The sequence below is a fragment of the Variovorax sp. J22G73 genome, assembly GCF_030317035.1.
In the GTDB taxonomy this organism is placed as follows: Bacteria; Pseudomonadota; Gammaproteobacteria; order Burkholderiales; family Burkholderiaceae_C; genus Variovorax.
Genome location: NZ_JASZYK010000003.1, coordinates 533,546 through 552,870 on the forward strand (window position 1 = coordinate 533,546; position 19,325 = coordinate 552,870).

At 70.1% G+C, this 19,325-nt stretch carries 19 protein-coding genes; 5 read left to right on the forward strand and 14 right to left on the reverse strand.

The window, feature by feature from the left end; all coding sequences use genetic code 11:
* Positions 1 to 49: 49 nt before the first annotated feature.
* Together QTI51_RS15050 and QTI51_RS15055 are read left to right on the forward strand one after the other, a co-directional pair.
* Positions 50 to 814, forward strand: coding sequence for a 3-oxoacyl-ACP reductase (locus QTI51_RS15050; RefSeq protein ID WP_286514816.1), 765 nt, complete (start codon positions 50 to 52; stop codon positions 812 to 814).
* Between the two features lie 96 nt (positions 815 to 910).
* Positions 911 to 2,035, forward strand: a complete 1,125-nt coding sequence (locus QTI51_RS15055) for a 3-deoxy-7-phosphoheptulonate synthase (protein WP_286514817.1) — start codon at positions 911 to 913, stop codon at positions 2,033 to 2,035.
* 40 nt (positions 2,036 to 2,075) lie between these two features.
* Here the strand turns inward: QTI51_RS15055 and QTI51_RS15060 are convergent, their stop codons facing one another.
* Together QTI51_RS15060 and QTI51_RS15065 are read right to left on the reverse strand one after the other, a co-directional pair.
* A complete protein-coding gene (locus tag QTI51_RS15060; protein WP_286514818.1) occupies positions 2,076 to 2,321 on the reverse strand; it encodes a hypothetical protein in 246 nt (81 codons plus the stop codon).
* A 202-nt stretch (positions 2,322 to 2,523) separates the two neighbouring features.
* On the reverse strand, positions 2,524 to 3,555 hold the full coding sequence (locus QTI51_RS15065; protein WP_286514820.1) for an NADP-dependent oxidoreductase: 1,032 nt from the start codon (positions 3,553 to 3,555) through the stop codon (positions 2,524 to 2,526).
* A gap of 102 nt (positions 3,556 to 3,657) precedes the next feature.
* On the opposite strand from QTI51_RS15065, the gene QTI51_RS15070 reads away from it, so the two are divergent.
* Positions 3,658 to 4,662 carry a LysR family transcriptional regulator gene (locus QTI51_RS15070; RefSeq protein WP_286514821.1) on the forward strand — a complete coding sequence of 335 codons (1,005 nt, stop codon included), beginning with the start codon at positions 3,658 to 3,660 and terminating at the stop codon, positions 4,660 to 4,662.
* On the opposite strand, the gene QTI51_RS15075 is transcribed toward QTI51_RS15070, so the two are convergent.
* From QTI51_RS15075 to QTI51_RS15095, 5 genes are all read right to left on the reverse strand, one after another.
* Positions 4,634 to 5,530 (reverse strand): LysR family transcriptional regulator, encoded by an 897-nt coding sequence (locus QTI51_RS15075; protein WP_286514823.1) that lies wholly within the window; start codon positions 5,528 to 5,530, stop codon positions 4,634 to 4,636. The two genes, QTI51_RS15070 and QTI51_RS15075, sit on opposite strands and share 29 nt — an antisense overlap.
* 3 nt (positions 5,531 to 5,533) lie before the next feature.
* Positions 5,534 to 7,015, reverse strand: coding sequence for an efflux transporter outer membrane subunit (locus QTI51_RS15080; protein WP_503011516.1), 1,482 nt, complete (start codon positions 7,013 to 7,015; stop codon positions 5,534 to 5,536).
* Positions 7,012 to 8,025: an HlyD family secretion protein gene (locus tag QTI51_RS15085; RefSeq protein ID WP_286514824.1), complete on the reverse strand. Its 1,014-nt coding sequence runs from the start codon at positions 8,023 to 8,025 to the stop codon at positions 7,012 to 7,014. The genes QTI51_RS15080 and QTI51_RS15085 overlap by 4 nt, the downstream gene beginning before the upstream one ends.
* Positions 8,026 to 8,091: 66 nt before the next feature.
* Positions 8,092 to 8,298 carry a DUF1656 domain-containing protein gene (locus QTI51_RS15090; protein WP_286514825.1) on the reverse strand — a complete coding sequence of 69 codons (207 nt, stop codon included), beginning with the start codon at positions 8,296 to 8,298 and terminating at the stop codon, positions 8,092 to 8,094.
* The gene (locus QTI51_RS15095) at positions 8,295 to 10,370 is read right to left on the reverse strand and encodes an FUSC family protein (protein ID WP_286514827.1); all 2,076 of its coding nucleotides are present in this window, start codon (positions 10,368 to 10,370) and stop codon (positions 8,295 to 8,297) included. The genes QTI51_RS15090 and QTI51_RS15095 overlap by 4 nt, the downstream gene beginning before the upstream one ends.
* A gap of 169 nt (positions 10,371 to 10,539) precedes the next feature.
* On the opposite strand from QTI51_RS15095, the gene QTI51_RS15100 reads away from it, so the two are divergent.
* Positions 10,540 to 11,331 carry an AraC family transcriptional regulator gene (locus QTI51_RS15100; RefSeq protein WP_286514828.1) on the forward strand — a complete coding sequence of 264 codons (792 nt, stop codon included), beginning with the start codon at positions 10,540 to 10,542 and terminating at the stop codon, positions 11,329 to 11,331.
* A 21-nt stretch (positions 11,332 to 11,352) separates the two neighbouring features.
* On the opposite strand, the gene QTI51_RS15105 is transcribed toward QTI51_RS15100, so the two are convergent.
* The 7 genes from QTI51_RS15105 to QTI51_RS15135 all read right to left on the reverse strand — a co-directional run bounded on the left by QTI51_RS15105 (position 11,353) and on the right by QTI51_RS15135 (position 18,147).
* Positions 11,353 to 13,104: a Mur ligase gene (locus tag QTI51_RS15105; RefSeq protein ID WP_286514829.1), complete on the reverse strand. Its 1,752-nt coding sequence runs from the start codon at positions 13,102 to 13,104 to the stop codon at positions 11,353 to 11,355.
* Entirely contained in the window at positions 13,091 to 14,248 is a 1,158-nt protein-coding gene (locus QTI51_RS15110; protein ID WP_286514830.1) for a hypothetical protein, read from the reverse strand. The genes QTI51_RS15105 and QTI51_RS15110 overlap by 14 nt, the downstream gene beginning before the upstream one ends.
* 2 nt (positions 14,249 to 14,250) lie before the next feature.
* Positions 14,251 to 14,943 carry a cupin domain-containing protein gene (locus tag QTI51_RS15115; protein WP_286514831.1) on the reverse strand — a complete coding sequence of 231 codons (693 nt, stop codon included), beginning with the start codon at positions 14,941 to 14,943 and terminating at the stop codon, positions 14,251 to 14,253.
* Between the two features lie 279 nt (positions 14,944 to 15,222).
* Positions 15,223 to 15,609, reverse strand: a complete 387-nt coding sequence (locus QTI51_RS15120) for a hypothetical protein (protein WP_286514832.1) — start codon at positions 15,607 to 15,609, stop codon at positions 15,223 to 15,225.
* A gap of 112 nt (positions 15,610 to 15,721) precedes the next feature.
* Positions 15,722 to 16,135, reverse strand: a complete 414-nt coding sequence (locus tag QTI51_RS15125) for a GFA family protein (protein ID WP_286514833.1) — start codon at positions 16,133 to 16,135, stop codon at positions 15,722 to 15,724.
* A 113-nt stretch (positions 16,136 to 16,248) separates the two neighbouring features.
* Positions 16,249 to 17,190, reverse strand: coding sequence for an AraC family transcriptional regulator (locus tag QTI51_RS15130; protein ID WP_286514834.1), 942 nt, complete (start codon positions 17,188 to 17,190; stop codon positions 16,249 to 16,251).
* Positions 17,191 to 17,241: 51 nt separating this feature from the next.
* A complete protein-coding gene (locus tag QTI51_RS15135; RefSeq protein ID WP_286514835.1) occupies positions 17,242 to 18,147 on the reverse strand; it encodes a LysR substrate-binding domain-containing protein in 906 nt (301 codons plus the stop codon).
* Between the two features lie 176 nt (positions 18,148 to 18,323).
* Between QTI51_RS15135 and QTI51_RS15140 the strand changes: the two genes are divergently transcribed.
* Complete coding sequence (locus QTI51_RS15140) at positions 18,324 to 19,325, forward strand: Bug family tripartite tricarboxylate transporter substrate binding protein (RefSeq protein WP_286514836.1); 1,002 nt, start codon at positions 18,324 to 18,326, stop codon at positions 19,323 to 19,325.

The window sequence follows — 19,325 nt, forward strand, 5'->3', positions numbered from 1 at the left end:
TGCCCTTCTTCCCCATCTCCTCCATCTCCCCCGCAACACAGCCACCTCCATGCAGATATCCGAGCAAACCGTTCTCGTCACCGGCGCCGGCCGCGGCCTGGGTCACGCCATTGCACGCGCCTTCGCGCGTGAAGGCGCCCGCCTGGTCGTGCACTACCGTGCGAGCCGCGCCGCCGCCGAAGAGCTGGCGCATTCGCTGGGCCCCGCGCGTGCCGTGGCGCTGCAGGCCGACGTGACCGACCCGGCGCAGGTCGCCGACCTGTTCGCCAAGGCGCAGGCGCATTTCGGCGGCGGCGTGACCACCGTGGTCAACAACGCGCTGGCCGATTTCTCTTTCAACGGCGACGCGCGTGCGAAGGTCGGCGACATCGACTGGGCCGACTTCGCCGCGCAGTTCGACGGCAGCGTGCGCGGTGCGCTCCACACGCTGCAGGCCGCCCTGCCCGCCATGCGCGCGCAGGGCTTCGGCCGCATCGTCAACATCGGCACCAACCTCTTTCAGAACCCCGTGGTGCCGTACCACGACTACACGGCCGCCAAGGCCGCGCTGCTCTCGCTCACGCGCACCGCGTCGGCCGACCTGGGGCCGGACGGCATCACGGTGAACATGCTGTCGGGCGGCCTGCTGCGCACCACCGACGCGAGCGCCGGCACGCCCGAGGCGGTGTTCGACCTGATTGCCGCGTCCACGCCGCTGCGCCGCGTGACCACGCCGGAGGAATTCGCCGACGCCGTGCTGTTCTTCGCCTCGCCATGGGCGCGAGCGGTGACGGGCCAGAACCTCGTGGTCGACGGCGGCCTCGTGAAGGGCTGACGCAGCCGTTCTCGCAGGGGGTGCCTCTCGGCCGCGGGCGCCGCCGAGAGGACAATAGACGGGCAAGCTTCATCCGAAACCAAGACCACCACGACCATGCCCCGCCTCGACGACCCCCTGCACGACGCTGAAGTCGGCTCCCGCGACAGCACCCTGGACACCACCCGCATCGACGACGTGCGCATCGGCGCGGTGCGCCCGCTCATGACGCCCGCGCTGCTGCAGGAGCGCGTGCCGGTGCGCGACAACACGCTGGCGCTGGTCGAAACCAGCCGCGCGGCCATTGCCGACGTGCTGCACGGCCGCGACGACCGGCTGGTGGTGGTGGTCGGGCCGTGCTCCATCCACGACCACGACCAGGCCATCGAGTACGCGCAGCGCCTGAAGACGGTGGCCGATTCGCTGCAGGACGACCTGCTGATCGTGATGCGCGCCTATTTCGAAAAGCCCCGCACCACCGTCGGCTGGAAGGGCTACATCAACGACCCGCACCTGGACGGCAGCTTCGCCATCAACGAAGGCCTGGAGCGCGCGCGGCGCCTGCTGCTCGAACTCACCACGCTGGGCCTGCCCACCGGCACCGAGTTTCTCGACCTGCTGAGCCCGCAGTTCATTGCCGACCTGATCGCCTGGGGCGCCATTGGCGCGCGCACCACCGAGAGCCAGAGCCACAGGCAGCTGGCTTCGGGCCTGAGCTGCCCGGTCGGCTTCAAGAACGGCACCGACGGCAGCGTGAAGGTGGCGGCCGACGCCATCCTCGCCGCTCGCGCGCCGCATGCCTTCATGGGCATGACCAAGATGGGCATGGCCGCGATCTTCGAGACGCGCGGCAACGACGACTGCCACGTGATCCTGCGCGGCGGCAAGGCGCCCAACTATTCCGCCGCGGACGTGGCCGCCAGCTGCGACGCGCTGCTGGCGAACGGCCTGCGGCCGCAGGTGATGATCGATGTGTCGCACGGCAACAGCAGCAAGCAGCACCAGCGCCAGATCGTGGTCGCCGAAGACGTGGCGGCGCAGATCGCGGGCGGCGAGCGGCGCATCACGGGCCTGATGATCGAGAGCCACCTCGAGGAAGGGCGGCAAGACCTGAAGCCCGGCGTGCCGCTGAAGCACGGCGTGTCGATCACCGATGCGTGCATCAGCTTCGCGCAGACGGTGCCGGTGCTCGAGGGGCTGGCCTCGGCGGTGAAGGCGCGGCGCAAGCTGGCGAAGAGCTGAACTGCCAAAGGCTGAACTGCCGAAGGCTGAACCGGCTGGCTCAGCCGCGGTCCAGCCACACACCGGCGCACAGCGCCACGCCCACCACGTAGAGCAACCAGGTCTGCGAGACCGCGTAGGGGTAGAGCATCAGCGCGACCGCCAGCCACTTGCTTCGGCGGCGGCCCGTGCGCTTCGCGTAGCGGTACAGCGCGATGCCAATGAGGCCGAACAGCACCACGCCGAAGATGTAGGCCGGGCTCGGCAGCGAGATCCCGAGTGACTGCAATGCCTGCAAGTTGTTCATGGCTTCGAGCGAGCACCCCGCATGCGCAAAGAAAAACCCGCCGCAGCGGGTCAAGAGCAGCCCCCGAGGGAGGGAGGAGGAGAAGAAAAGCGGGCTGCCGGAGGGCAGTGTGTGCCGCGGATCTTAGGGGAGGCTTAAGCGGACGGTCGAGGAACGGTCGAGGAACGGCCGCGAAACGGTCGACGCCCGGCTGCGTAGCGCATCACCCGACCGTGAGCACGATCTTTCCCCGGATGTGCCCGCGCGCCGCGCGCGCGTGGGCCTGCTGCGCATCCGCGAGCGCGAAGCTGCTGTCGATGGCGACGCGCAGCGTGCCCGCTTCGAGCAAGCGCCCCAGCGATGCGAGCTGCTGTCCGTTCGAGCGCACCTGCGTCGCCGAGACCACGACGCCCCGCTCCGCAGCTTCGTCCGCGCCCGAGAACCCGAGCGGAAACACCGGGAACAACGCGCCGCCGCGCTTGAGCGTGCGCAGGAAGCGGCTTGCGGTGGCGCCGCCGAGGGTGTCGAGCACCAGGTCGAGGTCGCGCGCGGCCTCGGCGTCTTCTGGCGCGCCCTGCGTGTAGTCGATGAACGCGTCTGCCCCGAGTTCGCGCAGGAACGCCGCCTGCCCACCGGAGGCCACCGCGACCACGTGCGCGCCCTTCCATTTCGCCAGTTGCAAGGCCAGGTGCCCCACGCCACCCGCCGCGCCGTTGACGAGCACCTTCTTGCCGTCGAGTGGCACGGGTCGATGGCGATGCGGCTGCAGCGGGTTGGCATGGTCGTGCCCCAGTTCGATCAGGAACTGCCAGGCGGTGAGCGCCGCCATGGGCGCTGCCGCGGCATGCGCGTGATCGATGCCGGCGGGCTTCAGCGCCAGGTCCGACGCGGGCGCGGCAACGTACTCGGCATACGCGGCGCTCTCGCCGTAGCTGGGAAACCGCACCATGTCGAAGACCTCGTCGCCGACCGCGAAGCCGTGCACGCCGGCCGCCACGGCCTCGACCACGCCCGACACGTCCGACCCCGGAATGACGGGCAAGGGCACCGCCGGCCGCCAGTCGGCCGGGAGCGCCTTGTAGCCTTCGCGCAGATACCAGTCGGGGGGATTGATGCCGGCCGCGCGAACGCGAACGAGCACCTCGCCCGGCTTCGGTTCGGGAACGGGCGCGTCTTCATGGCGCAGCACCTCGGGGCCGCCGTATGCGTGCAGCCGAACGGCCTTCATGGTCTTCATGGTCTTGGGTCGGGTCATGGGTTTCTCCTGTGGTTCGGCACCCCGGTGGTGTCGTTGAACAGGAGTCTGGTTGTTTACCTTGCGATTGATAATCCCGCGCAGCTTCACTTCTTTCATGCCATGACGGAACAAATCACCCTGGAGCGCCTCACCGGCATCGTCGCGTTCGCGCGCGCGGCGTCCTATGGCAGCTTCACCGCGGCGGCGCAGTCGCTGGGCGTGTCGCCCTCGGCCGTGAGCAAGACCATCCAGCGTCTCGAGCAGCAGCTGGGCCTGCGGCTGTTCACGCGAACGACCCGCTCGCTCGTGCTGACGCCGGAGGGGCGCGACATTCACGAGCGGGCGCTGCTGCTGCTGCGCGCCGCCGACGATGTCGTGCAGTCGGCCGCGGCGGTGCGCTCCGAGCCCTCGGGCATGTTGAAGATCGCGGCGCCGCTGCCCATAGGCACCCGGCTGCTTGCGCCGGCGCTGCCGGAGTTACGTCGGCGCTACCCCCGGCTCGCCATCGATCTGCGGCTGAACGACCGTTTCGTCAACCTGGTCGAAGAGGGCATCGACGTGGCCATCCGCATCGGGCACCTCGCCGATTCCAGCCTGATCTCGCGCGGCTTCGCATCGAACCGGGTCGGCGCATTCGCGTCGCCGTCGTACCTGAAGGCGCGGGGCACGCCGCGCAAGCCGGAAGACCTCAGGGACCATGACTGCGTGAACTTCCGCTACCAGACCTCGGGGCAAACGCTGCGGTGGACCTTCAAGGTCGCCAACCGCACCGTGGAGTTCACGCCCGATGCGGCCATCGTGGTCGATGTCAGCGACGCCGTGGTGGAGGTGCTGGCCGCCGGCGGCGGCATCGGCATGGCGGCGTCGTGGATCGCGGCCCCCTACGTCGAGCGCGGCTTGCTGGTGCCGGTGCTCGAGGCGTTCTCGGTCGACGGCTCGCCGATCACCGCCGTGTGGCCCGAGAGCCGGCGTGCGAGCCCGAACGTGAAGGCGTTCGTCGCGTTCCTCGAAGAGGTGTTTCCGTCGCCCGGGCCGTGGGATGCAGCGATTGCGGCGGGCGCGTTGCGGCAGGCACGCGCCGCGCCCAGGCGCGGCATCAGCGCACGGGGAAGCCGCCAGCGCTGACCGTCAGAAAGTCCAGGAACGCCCGAAGCGCCGCGCTCTTGTGGCTGCGGTGCGCATAGGTCGCGTACAGCCAGATCGTCTGCGGCATGGCCTCTTTCAGCACGGGCACCAGCGCACCCGAGCCCAGGTGCGCGCGCGCCAGCACCTCGGGAACACACGTCACGCCGAGCCCTTTCACCGCCAACGCGATCAGGGGGGCGGCGTCGTCCGCGTCCAGGCGGCTGCGCACGGGCACGTGGTGCGTCTTGCCGTCGACCAGGAAGGGCAGGCGCGGCGAGGCGTCCCACAGCGAATAGCTCAGCACGTCATGGCCGGCCATGTCTTCCGGGGTCGACGGCATGCCCCGGCGCGCCCAGTACGCCGGGGATGCGCAGAGAACCAGCGGCACCGGCTGGAGCTTGCGCACCACGACGTCCCTTGCCTCGATGGGCCCGATGCGCAACGCGACATCGATGGCGCCCACCACCAGGTCGTCGTCGCGGTTGCTCAGGTGGATGCTCACGTGCACATCGGGGTGGCCGGTGATGAAGTCCTCGATGTGCCAGCCGAGCAGGCTCAGCGACAGCCCGTGCGGCGCCGCGACCCGCAGCCGCCCGCGCGGATGCGCCGCGAAGTCCGACAGCTCCGTGCTCACCTCCTGGAGCAGGCTGAAAAGCGGCACCAGGCGCTGCGCGAGCGTTTGCCCGGCGTCGGTCGGCGTGACCGAGCGCGTCGAGCGGTTCAGCAGCCGCACGCCGACGTCTTTCTCCAGCTGGGCCACGGTCTTGGTGACGCTGGCCTTGGAAATGCCCAGCGCCATGGCCGCGCGCGTGAAGCTCTTGCGCGCGATGACTTCCCTGAAGACCTTCAGCTGCTGCAAGTCTTCCATGGCCTAGCGCGCGGCCTGGCCGACGACATCGTTCGCCTGGGCCTCCCAGCCGCCGCCGAGCGCCATGAACACGGCGAACTGGTCGTCCGCGAGTTGGGCTTCCGACGCGGCCAGGGCGGCCTCGCTGGCGGCCAGCGTGCGCATGGCGTCGAGCGCGTCGAGCTGCGCGGTCTTGCCGTTGACGTAGAGCGTGCGCGCCTGCTGTGCCACGGTGGCGCTCTGCGCGCGGGCGGCGGCCAGGGCGGCGTGGCGGTCGAGTTCGCGGGCGTACGACGCCAAGGCGCTTTCGGCCTCGCGCAGGGCCGTCAGCACGGTGCCGTCGAAGCGCGCCGCGGCCTGCCGCGTGGCGGCTTCGGCCTGCGCGATGCGCGCGCGGGCCACGCCGTTGTCGGGCACCGTCCAGCTGATCAGCGGGCCCAGGCTGTAGCTGAAGGTTTCGCGGTTGCCGAACCTGTTCAAGAAGCCCGCGGAGCTGGCCGAAACGCCCAGCATGACCTTGGGATAGAGCTCGGCCGTGGCCACGCCGATGCGGGCGGTGGCGGCGGCCAGGTTGCGTTCGGCCTGGCGCACGTCGGGCCGGCGACGCAGCAGGGCCGCGCCGTCGCCTACGGGGAGCAGGCCGGCGGCGCGCGGCGGCCGGTCGCACCCCGCCACTGGGGCAGGAAAGTCGCGCGGCGCCGCGCCGGTGAGGGTGGCCAGCCGGTACAGCGCGTTCTGGCGCTGCGCGAGCAACGGCGGGACCGAGGCGCGCAGCAGTTCCAGCTGGCCGCGTGCGCGCGCGGTATCGATGGGCCCGACCTTGCCTGCCTGCTGCAGCCGTTGCGCGAGTTGCACGGCCTCTTCCTGCAGCCGCACCGACTCGTGCGCGCTGCGCAGGCGCAGGCCGCTCGCGCAGACTTCGGCGTAAGCCCTGGCCGTGCCGCCGGCCACGTTCACGCGAACCAGGTCGAGCGCCGCCTGCGCCGCGCCGCTGCCGGCTTCGGCCGCCTCGATGGCGCGGCGCAACTGGCCGAACAGGTCGAGCTGGTAAGACAGGCCGGCGCTCGCGCCATAGGTGAAGCGGCCGGGCGGCTCGTAGTCTTTCTGCACCAGCGTGAGCCCGGAGACATGGCCGAAGCCGGGGCCGCCGCTGAGCGCCACTGTCGGACGTTCGGGCCCGTGCACCTCCGCCTCGAGCGCCTGTTCGCGCTCGAAGTTGGCGACGGCCTGGCGCAGGTCGGTGTTGTGCGCGAACGCCTGGGCCACCAGTGCGTCCAGCAACGGGTCTTGGTAGATGCGCCACCAGTTCGGCGGCAGCGCCGCGTCGGTCGCGGTGCCGCTGCCGGACAGGAACGGGCCCGCGGAGGCCGCCTGCGTGGGCGACAGCGCGGCCGGCGCCACATAGTCGGGCCCGACGGGCGGGTGGGCGCAGCCGGCCAGCAACGCGGCCGCCGCGCACGTCGCAGCCGTGATGGCGGTGGCCAGCAGCCGATGGAGGCGGCTCACCCTGGAACCCCCGACCGGCGCGCGGCTGCGGCCGTGCCCGAAGCCGCTGGAGCCTCGGAGGGCGCTGAAGTCGCCGAGGCCCCAGAACCACCAAGCACCTGCACCGTCACGGTCTGGCCCGTCACCAGCCGGGTGCCCGCCGGTATCGCGCCCAGCTTCACCCGCACGGGCACGCGCTGCGCGAGCCGCACCCAGTTGAAGGTCGGGTTGACGCTGGGAAGCAGGTTGGCGCCGGTGCTGCGGTCGCGGTCCGCGATGCCGGCCGCAATGCTCTGCACGGTACCTTCGAGCACGTCGGCGTCCATGGGCGTCACGCGCACCCGGTCGCCCAGGTGGATGCGCGGCAGCTTGTTCTCCTCGAAATAGCCTTCGACGTACATCGAGCCCGCGTCCACCAGCGCCAGCACCGGGTGGCCGGCGCTGGCGTAGGCGCCCTGTCGAAGGTCGAGGTTGGTCACCAGGCCGGCCGTGGGGGCGCGCACCTCGGTGCGGCGCAGGTTCAGCCGCGCGGTGTCCAGCGCGATCTGTGCCTGGCGCAGCGCCGCTTCGGCCGAGCGCAGCGCGCCGTTCGCCTGGTCCAGCCGCAGGCGGGACTGCTCGCGCAGCTCTTGCGACACCAGGTCGCCCAGGCCCGAATTGCGATTGCTCTCACGCTGCGCCTGCGCGATGGTGATGCGCTGGTTGTTCACCGCGATGGCTTGCGCCGCAACGGCGGCCTCGGCCTGCTGCTCGGCCAGTGCGAAGCGGGCCTTGTCGAGCGAAAACAGCAGCGCCCCGGCGGCGACGGACTGGTTGTCTTGCACCGCCACATCGGTCACCAGGCCGGACACGTCGGGCGCGACCTGCACCACGTCGGCCCGCACGCGTCCGTTGCGCGTCCAGGGGGCCAGCTCGTAGTGGTCCCACAGCTGCCAGGCGGACCCGCAGGCGGCGGCGACGACCAGCAGGGTCACGAGCAGGCGGGCGCCGCGCGGGGCCCAGGCGGGGAAGGGAATGGCGTCAGGTTTCATGGAGAAGGGAGGGGATGCGAATCTCGGGAATCGGGTGGCGAATCAATCGACGAACCGACCGATGAATCAGGTCGTCATGGCGCCGGTGAAACGGGCCAGCGCATGCAGCAGCAGCACGTACACCGCCAGGTCGAACAGCGCCGGGTGCCACACCCACCGGTAGACGCCGACCAGGGCCAGCAGGCGGCGCACCGCCCAGGAACATGCGAGCGCACCGCCTGCCAGCAGCAACAACCCGGGCAGGTACACGCCGTAGAAGCTCGTTTCGATCATGGTTGGAGCGCGCCGTGGGCGGCCGGAAAGAGGTTGCGTCGAAGGCCCACGAGGGCGGCGATGGCGGCGCCGGAAGGCTGCAGGGTGGGCATGTCGTGCGCGGCGTGCGCGGCGTGCATGTCGTGCGCGATGCCGCCGTGCAATGCGGCGAGCAGCAGGCGGTCGATTTGCGGCAGCAGTGCTGCATGGCGCTGTGGCGCGCCCGCCGCCTGGGCGCGAAAGACCCGGGCCGAGTCCGCGAGGAGGCGGCCGACGGCCTCGGTCGGCAGGCAGCGGCGCCACCGCTGCAAGGCCACGAGGTCGGCACCCACGCGCAGGTCGCGCAGCGCCGCCCGCGCATGTTCGCCTTCATCCGGTGCGGTGCGCGGTGCGAGTTGTGCGATGCGGTCCAGCATCCGGCCCGCGTAGGCGTCGTGCGCGGACGCGTCCTGCGAGCGGGCGGCCAGGTCGGCAAGATCGAGCGAGGTCGCGCGCCGTATGCGCCGCGCGCTCCAGTCGCTTCCCACGCTGCGCACCAGGGCGGTGACGCGCGCCGCGGCGACGGCGCCCAGGATCAGCGCGAGGTTCGAGTTGACGAGGCTCGGCAGGTCTGCGCTCGCGGTGTCCTGCAGCGCCAGCGTTCCGGCCACGCCGAAGAACATGCCCAGTGCCGCGAGCGAACTGGCCGGCCGCGCGATGTAGCAGCCGACAAGCAGGAAGAAGGGCGCGATGCACAGCGCGAGCATGCCGAAGTCGTGTGCCAGCGGCATCACCGCCAGCACGCAGAACACCGACACCGGCAAAGACCACAGCAAGGCGACGACGAACTTGTGCATGGCCGGCACCGGGTCGTCCATGGTGGCGAAGAAGCTGCAGAACACCGCCGCCGACATGGCCGCGGCCGAACCCGAAGGCCACGCCGTGGCGATCCACACCGCGCAGCATGCGCAGGTGGCCAGCACGGCGGTCACGGCCGAGCGCAGGGCCAAACCCCTGTCCAGGTGCAGCACCTTGTGGCCGAGCGACGCGGCGCGCCGCAGCGGCGGTGCGGTGCCCGCGAGGCCGGCGTCGATGTCGCCACGCAGCCTGAGGCAGGCGTGCCAGTCGACCATCAACGCTTCGAGGCGCACGGCGAGGTCGATGCGCAGTGCGCGCACCCAGGGCGACGATGCGGGGCCGTCCGCCAGGGCGCGGAACGCGGCGCGTGCTTCGTCGGTGGTCGCTTGAGGAATGCCTGGCGTGCGTGGCGCAATCCAGCTGGCATGCCGTTCGAGTGCCGAGACGACGTCTGCTGGCAACTCGCCCTCGGCGGCCTTCAGCGCGTCGAGCCGGTCCTCCATCGCCGACAGCGTGGGCGTGAGCGCCGAGATGCGGTCCTGCATCGCGCGGACGGCGCCCGCCGTCCAGCGAAGGTTGCCCGTGTCGAAGGGCACATGCGTGGACAGCAGCCGCAGCTGCGTGATGTCTTGGGCCAGCCGCTGGCGGTCCGCGGCCACGCGCGGACCGTGTCCATCGCCCGCGTTGCCCACGTTTCCCAGCAGGTCGTCCATCCACCGGCGCGCGTCGCCCAGCGCGCGGTCCACCAGGCCGAGCAGCGGCGGCGCCAGGCTGGCCGGCAGCGCGATGCTGTGGACCACGCTGGCGCACAGGATGCCCAGCCCTATCTCCTGCACCCGCGCCACGGCGGTGTCGAACATGGCCGCGGGCGCGTCCACCAACGGAAAGCCGATGAGCGCGGCCGAGTAGCCGGCGAGCATGAACACATAGGAGCGCGCGCTGCGGTCCAGCAGCGACAGGTAGAGGCACAGGCCGGTCCACAGCGCCAACGCCAGCGACAGGAGCTCGGGCGAGGCAGACAGCGACGGAATCAGCACCACCGTGGCCGCGCAGCCGAGCAGGGTGCCCACGAAGCGATAGAGCGCCTTGGAGCGCACGTTGCCGGCCAGCGGGTGGGCCACGATGTACGCGGTCATGAAGGCCCAGAAAGGCCGGGGCAGGCCGGCGCGGTTGGCCAGGTACAGCGCGAGCATGGCGCCCGCGAAGCTCTTGAGGGAGAAGAGCAGCTCCTGGCGCGAGAAGCGAATCCGTTTCATGCGCCGATGCTAGGCAGGGGGCAACGCGCCGGAAATTGCATTCCTGGCCGAACGATTTCTCTTTTCGGTCACGGTACTGGAGGCATGGCCGGCGGTGCCCGTCGGCAGGTGGAGCCCTTCGGCGGCCGCGCGAGAATGGCGGGCCCGCACCCACGATCCATCGCAGACCATGCCACGCACCGAGGTCGACCCCGAAGACCTGGACTACCAGTTCACCGTTCCCGTCATGGCGCTTCGCGTGGATGTCGAGGCGCGTGCGCGCGAAATACCGGTCCACCAGCATCACATGGGGCAGCTCGTCATCGCGCTGCGCGGTGCCGTGTCGTGCGAGGTGCCGGGCACCCTCTGGATGGTGCCGCCGCAGGCGGGCGTGTGGATTCCGGGCGGCACGCCGCACAGCAACCACGGCACGGCGAACGCGCTCATCTTCTACCTGTTCGTCGCCCCGGGCATGGCCGCGTTGCCGACCCACTGCTGCACCCTGGCCATCAGCCCGATGCTCAGCGAAATGATCCAGCACCTGGCCGGCCTGGCGCCGACCTACGAGCCCGGCAGCGCGACCGACCGGCTGGCGCATGTGCTGCTGGACCAGCTGGTCGCCATGCCCAATGAAAACTTCTCGCTGCCGATGCCGCAGGACGCGCGGCTTCGCAAGATATCGCGCGCCATCACGCTCGACCCCTCCGACCGCCGCACCCTGCAGGACTGGGCGGGCGAGACCGGCACCAGCGAGCGCACGCTGAACCGCCTGTGCACCGCGCAGACCGGCCTGAGCTTCGGGCGATGGCGGCGCCAGCTGCACATGATCGTCGCGCTTCGGGAGCTGTCGGGCGGAGCGACCGTGCAGCAGGTGGCGTACGCGCTGGGGTACGAGTCGCCGTCCGCCTTCATCACCATGTTCAAGAAGGCGTTCGGAAAGCCGCCGGCCACCTACATCGGCGAGCGGCTGAGGGCAGGCTGAGGCCGGGTGGCCGAAGGCGCGTCAGGCAAGGGCGTGAGCGAGCCGCTCTTGCTCCTTCTTGTCCTGCACCTCGGCCGGTGCGATGCCACCCGACGACCGCCGCCGCAGGTACTTCAGGTACGCCACGTACCCCGACAGGTAGTGCTCCACGTCGTCGATGCGCACCCTGAAGCTGTGGTGCCGGATGAAGAAGCTGCCCACGATGCGCGCCGGGTTCCTGAAGTACATGGCCAGCTCGGGAAAGAAGTGGCCCGTCATCAGGTAGCGCGCCCGCTGCTCCAGCGCCCGATGAAACTTGTCGAGGTCGAAGCCCTCCAGCAGGTGCGAGAGTTCGGGCGTGCGCTGCAGCCGCTCGATCATTCGCTCGGCCGCCATCATCAGCTCCAGCAGCGTCGGAAAGGTGGTGATGCGCTCGAGCACGAAGTCGAGGTGGTCGCGCACGTTGTCCAGGCCGAACTGGTAGTAGCGCGCCTCGGGCTTGTACAGCGTGAGTTCGTTGACGCAGTAGCTCAGCCAGTGGTCGTGCGCGCGCCAGTGCCCGGCCTCGATGAAGTGGCTGAAGGCCAGCTCGGCGCTGCGCAGCCAGCGCGCGTCGCGGGTCAGGCCGTACAGGCGCATCAGGCCGAAGGCGGCCTCGCCGTCGTAGTAGATGATGCGGCTCTCTTCCTTCACGCTCAGCCTCGGGTGGTCGAGCACATGCACGAAGCGGCCCGTCACCGGGGTTTGCATGTGGACGATGCCGAGCGCCAATGCCTCCAGCAGCGGCATGTACCGGGTGTCCCCGGTGAGCTCGGTGTACTTGACCAGCGCCAGCAGGCACACCGCATTGCCGCCCAGCTTGATCTCGTCGCCTTCGTCGACCAGGAAGGCGGCCTGCGCGCCCGAAGGCAGCGCGAGGTGATGGATGAAATGCGCCGTGAGGTGCGCGAGCGCCTTGTCGATGGCCTCCTTGTGCCGCGGGTCGCGCGTGAGCTCCCAGCCTTCGAGCAGCGCGTAGGTCGAGCTTGCGTGCCGCAGCGTGTTGTAGGTGGGAATGGGGCGGTCGAAGCACGGGAACCAGCCGTAGTGGTACTTGCCCGAGGGCGTGACCTGGCGTGCCAGGTAGCTGCTGCTCGCGCCGATCACCTCTTCGACGCACGCCGCGTCCCAGCGCGGCAGCACGCGGTGGCCGCGGTTGCGGCCCTGGTGCTCCACGCGGTGCAGCGCCTTGCCGTCGGTGAACACGGCGCGCGTCTCGAACAGCCACACCTGTTCATGCGGCTGCGTGGGCCATGCCAGTTCGCGGTCGAAGCGGCGCTGCCCGTAGAGCTTCAGGTTGGCGTCGTTCGGTGTCGCCTCGTCCTTGGTGCCGTCGTACAGCACGGCATTGGCGCCGATCTCAGGCTCCAGCAGGGCCACGGAAAAGGCCTCGTCGAAGGCGATGCCGAAGCGGAAGTAGTTGCGCTTGGTCGCGGCCAGGCCCTGGGTCAGCGTGTCCCAGCGCATCGGATGCACCGTGTGCACCACGTCGACGCGCAGCCACAGCACCGACAGCACGGCGCGCTTGCGTTGCCATGCGCCCAGCAGCTGGGCCGCGCGCTGCCAGGTGGCGCCGAAGTCCTTGCCGCGCGCGACGACCACATGCGCGCGCTCCTTGCCGGTGCAGGCGGACAGGAAGAGCACGCCGACCTTGCCTGCGGGCTTGTCTTCAGCTTCCGGCGCCGCCGCGCGGCATTCGTTCCACAGCTCGGCGCTGGCGGGGCGGGCGGCGGCCAGCAGTTCATTCAGGCTCATCGGGCTTGTCTTTCTGCGATGCGGGGGACGGCGGTTCGGGGACCAGCGCCAGGAAGGCTTCGAGTTCGCCGGCGTAGGCCGTGCCCACCGCGTTGGTGCGGCGGGCTTCGATGCGAACCACGTCCTGGATTTTCTTGAACATCTGCGCGTCGTGTTGCGCGGAGCGCTGGTCGGCCTCTTTCCACTGAAAGGCGGGCCAGCCTTGCCGCGCGCTCACATCGCGGGCCAGCGAGGCCAGCGATTCGAGCAGCGCCTTCATGAAGGCGGCGCCGTGCAGTTCGTCGTCGTGCACGACGCGGGTGCCATCCACGTACCTGAGGTTTTCCAGGTCGGGCGGCAGGCGCATGCGGCCCACCGGGTCCAGCAGGAAGGCCAGCCGGTTCCACACGTGGCTCGCGGCATAGGTGGTGTCGAACAGCGCCGCCTGCAGCGCGCCGGGCGATGGCGGCAACGGTTGCTGCGGACCGCTGCCGGGGCGCAGCGCGTACTCGGCCCAACGCGCCGTGCCTTCCAGGAACCAGCGCGCCTTGAACATGGTGTAGCCGTACTGGTGCAGGTGAAAGAGTTCGTGCAGCGGCGTCGGGTTCTGGTTCGGGCGGCTGTTCAGCAGGTCGATGCGCAAGGCGCAGCGGCCGCCGGCGCCGTCGAAGCCGAGCCGGTAGTTCACGACCTCGTCGTACGCGAGGCCGTTGCGCTTTTCCATCTTCAGCAGGAAGACGTCGATGGCCGTGGCTTGCGCGTAGCGCGGCTGCTGCAGCGGCGCGACAAGGCCCATCACCTCGCTGAACAGCCGGCGGCCCGCGACGAGCTGGGTGGCGACGTCTTCCACCTTGTCGGGGACGCCGTTGGCGTTCAGGTCGCGCGGGTCGGGCAGCGCGTGCGGGCCGGTCACGGCGTAGACGATGCGGAACTCGTCGCGCACATGGATGCGGTCGAGGGTGGCGAACGGTGTGCTGTTGCCCGGGCGGCAGGGCCCCGGCGCGGGCTGCTGCGCGCTTGCCGCAGCGCCCAGGCAGGCGATGCAAAGCCAGGCCGCGACGCGCAGCAGCGTGCCCGGCTTGGGCGGCCTGGGCGGCTTGCGTGGCGTGCGCGGTGCCGCCATGGCTTCGCGAAGTTCGGCGCCCGGGCCCTGTGGAAGGTGCACGCTCAGTCCGCCATCGAGTGCGCGAAGAGGCCCAGGTTCGCGGCGGGTTCTTCACTTCGGCGCACAGGGCTTTCGCGCACGACGGGCAGCCAGGGCGGCGCGAACCTGTCGAAGGCCGGGTTGACGCCCAGGCCCATCAGCAGGTGCACGCGCTGCGAGGGCTCGTTGCTGCGGTTGACCGCTCGGTGTTGCACGTCGACGCGCACCAGCCAGGCCGAGCCGTCCGCCGGCAGGTGCACGCTCTCGATGCTGCCATCGGCGCGCTGCCACTCGAAGAAGCAGTTCGGGTTGGTGACGATGGGAACGTGCAGGCGCCAGGTTTCCGTTTTCGCGTCGGTGTGCAGCGGCATTTCGGCGCCTTCGCTTTCCAGCTGCATGATGCGCGCCCTGTACGGCTTTAGGCCGCTGCCTGCGAGCGCGTCCATGGCGTGCGCCAGGCTGCCGCTGCAGGCGTCGGTAGGGTTCACGCCGCGCACGTTGGGGCCGCCGGGGCTGCCGGAGTTGATGCGGCGGATGCCGTCGTGCAGCGTGCCGTCACGGCTGGTCACGGCCCAGCCGATGTAGTCGACCCGGTTGTCCCGGTACGGCGTCGAGGGCATCTGCTGGACGTGGGCGAAGAAATGCGCACGCAGCGCTTCGGGGTCGATCCTGAAATCTTTCAGGCGCGCATACATGACATCGCTGGATTGCTTCATGTGTGTTCCTGTGGGCGGCAAGCGCGGGCGTTCGGTGCCACTCGAAAGGACGCACCAGGCCGGGCTTGCCGCTGCAATGGGGGAGAACGGCCATCCAATGGCCAAGGCGCCCTGCGCTCCGGATGCGGACCTTGCGGTGCGGACGGTGCGCTGGAAAAGGGCGGCGAGCTTGCGTGAGCGCGGTGCGCTACGCCGGAGCGACGTGAGACCGTGGGACCGTGGGCAGCGTCGGGCGGGCCGGAGCCCGTGCCGTTGATCGAGGTCTACAGGTCTACAGGTTTACGTGAAGCGCGCCGCCGGGCACGGCGGGCGCATCGGGCGTTCCAGCCATCTGGATGGCGGGGTCGCGCAGCGGCGTGCGTGGTGGAAAGCAGGCGCCGCGACTTCGGCGCACCGCAGATCGGGCACGCCTGCCATGACGGCGTCGTCGATGTTCAGTTCGCCGGCCGCGCTTTTGTGATGCGTGCCCGCGTTGGCGTTGTCCTGCGCGCAGTACGAGACCTCGCCGGCCTGCGCCTGCCCGGCTTCATCGAAGACGTCGAAGAGGCCGGCGCGCACCTGCAGCACGTCTTGCACTGCCGCCGCCCAGCCGTTGCAGCACAGCAGGATGGACAGGATCAGCAAGGAGAAGGTTCGGCGGCTCATGAAGATGGCATCGGGTGCCATCGCACCTCGGTGAAATCAGTCTATCGCCGTGATGCCCGCATGTCAGCGGCCAGTGGGCGTTTCTACGGAAACCGGTGGGTCGCCGCAGGCCCGTTCTTGCATCCCTGCCTCCTCACATCGGCGGCATCCTGTCGAACTTCGGCAACGCCGGGTCCAGCACGTCCCATGCGTGCGCGCGCACGGCGTAGGTGACCACTTGCGGCTGGAACAGGCCGGGGTCGTCCAGGCTCGCGGCATGCACGGTGAAGACGTCGGGCATGGCCGCGAAACGCATGAACACCGGCGAGCCGCAGGTCGGGCAGAAGGCGCGTGTCTTGACGTTGCCGCTGTCGCCGGTGATGTCCCACAGCGTGGCCTGGCCGGTCTGCTTCACGCCGCCGCCCGTGAACGTGAGGTACGAGCCGTGGCCGGTGCCGCTCTTGTGCTGGCAGTCGCGGCACTGGCAGTGGTTCTGGAACAGGGGCTCGGTCGGTATCTCGTAGCGGATGGCGCCGCAGGCGCATCCACCGGTGTAGGTCTGGCTCATCGCGCGGGTCCTTTCAAGGTCGTTGCCGGGTCGGCATGGCGGCCAATCTACCGGCGCATGCGCCAGCGCGGGGAGTAACAAGTGCGTCGTGAATGGCCGCTGCGGTGGCGGGTTCAGACCTCGACCGGCACATGAAAGTCGATGACCGCGCCCGGCTGGTCGGGCGCGAACCTTCCGTCGTACAGCTCGAAGTCGGGGCTGTCGGCCACGCGCAGGCCCGAGGCGGGAATCAGCTCGCTCCAGATGGTCGCCATGGCGCTCTTCACCTGCGGGTGCAGCGCGGAGCCGTTCAGGGCGATGCGGAACACCACGTAGGTCGCCGCCGGAATCTCCTTCACCGTGAAGCCCTTGGGCAGCTCGCGCTCGCGCTCGGTCGCGGACGCGGCCACCCCCACGCTCACGTTCAGCCCCACACCCGCCATGTACTGGAAGCTGCCGCTCTCGCGGTCCACGCTCCACACCACGCCGTAGGTCGCCCAGCTCGGGCTCTGGCCTTTGAGCGGCAGAGCGCCGACCAGCGTGGACCACAGCTGTGGAATCTCGGATTTGCTCGCGTTGTCGAAACGGCGCGAAGGGCCCGCGACGCTGAAGGCGTCGAGCCGGACCAGTTCCGGCAGGCGGGTGACGGCGGTGGAGAGCGTGCGGGGTGCGTTCATGGGAAATTGTCCTTCGATGGGTGTGATCTGGTTGAGCGCGAAGCCGTCGCGAAAGCGCCCGGGCGACACGCCGAAAACGCGCTTGAACGCGCGGGAAAACGCCTCTTGCGATTCGAAGCCGCAGTCGAACGCCAGCTCGACCAGCTTCAGCTCGGGCTCCGTCGCCAGCCTTCGGGCGCCGCGAACCAGCCGGCGCCCGCGCACGTGCGCCATCACGCTGCGGCCCATGCGGGCGGTGAAGAGGCGCGAGAAGTGGTACGCCGAGAGGCCGGCGCGTTGCGCGATCAGCTCGAGGGTGAGCGGCGTGTCGAGTTGCTCCTCGATCCATGCGACCAGGGGCAGGAAGAGGTCGGGTTCGGTGGGGCGTGGGGAAGGCGGGCTGTCCATGCGGCTGATCATGAATCAGCCGTGGCCGGTGTGTCCTGACCGAACTTGCTGTGGCCGCCGTGCCTAGGCCACGCCGTTGCCTTGCGCCTGCTCCAGCAGCCACGCCCGGAACACCTGCAGCGACTGCATCTGCGCCGACTCTTCCGGGTAGACGAGGTAGTAGCCCTTGGCGTGGCGCCACTTGCGGCGTGACAGCCGCTTCAGGCGGCCCGCCGCGACCATGTCCTCACCCATGTAGGGCGGCAGCAGGGCCACGCCCATGCCGGCGACGGACGCGTTCAGGGCCATCGACATGATCTCGTAGCGCGGCCCCTCGCGCCCGGCGCCGCCGGCGATGCCTTCGAGCGCGAACCACTCGTCCCATGCGTCGGGCAGCGTCTGGTGGTGGATGAGCGATGCGCGGGGTGTGCCTGCATCGACGGCCTTGCCATGGGCGGCGATCCACGCGGGCGCGGCGTAGGGCGACAGCACCAGCGGCAGCACGAACTCGCTGTGCAGGCCCGCGCGCTGGCCGTCGCCGAATTCCAGCGAGGCATCGACCGCGGTGGCCCGAAAGTCCACCGGACCCACGCGCGTGCCCAGGTTGAGAAGGATCTCTCCATGGTCGCGCGTGAACCCCGGCAAGCGGGGAATGAGCCAGTAGCTGCCCACCGACGCGCCGACCGACAGCGACAGCTCGCCGCCCCGCCCCTTGAACGCCATGACGTTGGCCGTGGCGCGTTCGAGCCGGTGCAGCAGCGGCGCGACCTCGCCCAGGTAGTAGCGCCCCGCGTCCGTCAAGGCCAGTGCATCGCGCCGGCGGGTGAAGAGCCTGACGCCGAGCCGGTCTTCCAGCGTCTGGATCTGCCGGCTCACCGCGCCCTGCGTGAGGAGCAGCTCCTGCGCGGCGGCCGTGAAGGAGCGCAGGCGCGCGCTGGCCTCCAGGCAGAGCAGCGACGTGGTGGACGGGGCGCGGACGTGGTGGTTCATGAGAAAAGAGCAGGTTCGGTGCACGAGCCCGCAATGGGTTGGCGGGCGCACTGAAATCATGCATGAGAAAAGCGCATGCAGGGGCCAGCAAACATGGTTTGCCCGCCGCGGGCTGCCACCGCACCATCGGCCGCTCACACCACTGCCTGGTGTTTCAACGATGAAAGGATGTACCGATGACCGCCACCCCTCCCACGCGACGCGATGTCCTGCAGCTGGGCTGTGCCGCCGCCTGCGCTGCCACCTTCGCCGGCGTGCCGCTGCTGTCGCGCGCGGCAGGCTGGCCCGAGCGCCCCATTCGCCTGGTGGTGCCCTCGGCCGCGGGCGGCTCGCCGGACGCGGTCTGCCGCATCCTCACCGGCGAACTGGCGCGCTCGCTCGGCCAGCCGCTGGTGGTGGACAACAAGCCGGGCGCGGGCGGCAACATCGGCATGATCGACATCGTGCATGCCGCACCCGACGGCTACACCCTGGGCTACGGCAACGTCGGCACGCTGGCCATCAACAAGTCGCTGTTCAAGAAGCTGCCCTATGACCCCGACACGCAGCTCGTGCCCGTCGCGCTGCTGGGCTACGTGCAGAACGCCCTGGTGGTGCGCAAGGACCTGGGCGTGGACAGCGTGAAGGATCTGGTCGCGCTCGCCCGGTCGAAGCCGGGCGCGCTCAGCGTGGGGTCCGCGGGCAACGGCACGACCGGGCACCTGAGCGGGGAGCTGTTCAAGCGCATGGCCGGCATCTCGATGACGCACGTGCCCTACCGCGGCAGCCCGCAGGCCATCCAGGACCTGATGGGTGGGCAGGTCGACCTGCTGTTCGACAACCTCAGTTCCATTTCGCCGCACATCAAGGCCGGGCGGCTCAAGGTGCTGGCCGTGACCGGTGCCCACCGCAGCGCGTTGTTCCCCGACATCGCGACCATGGCGGAGGCCGGCGTGCCGGGCTACGACGTGGTGGCGTGGGGCGGCATCGTCGCGCCCGCCAGGACGCCGGCCGCGGTGGTGACGCAGGTGAACGGCGCCATCAACACCATCCTGGCGATGCCCGTCATTCGCGACCGGTACGCGGCCATCGGCTTCGAGACCTTGACGGGACCGCCCGAGCGCCTCACCGAGCGCGTCGCGCGCGAAACCCCGATGTGGGCCGACGTGGTGAAGCGCTCCGGCGCGCAGCTGGACTGA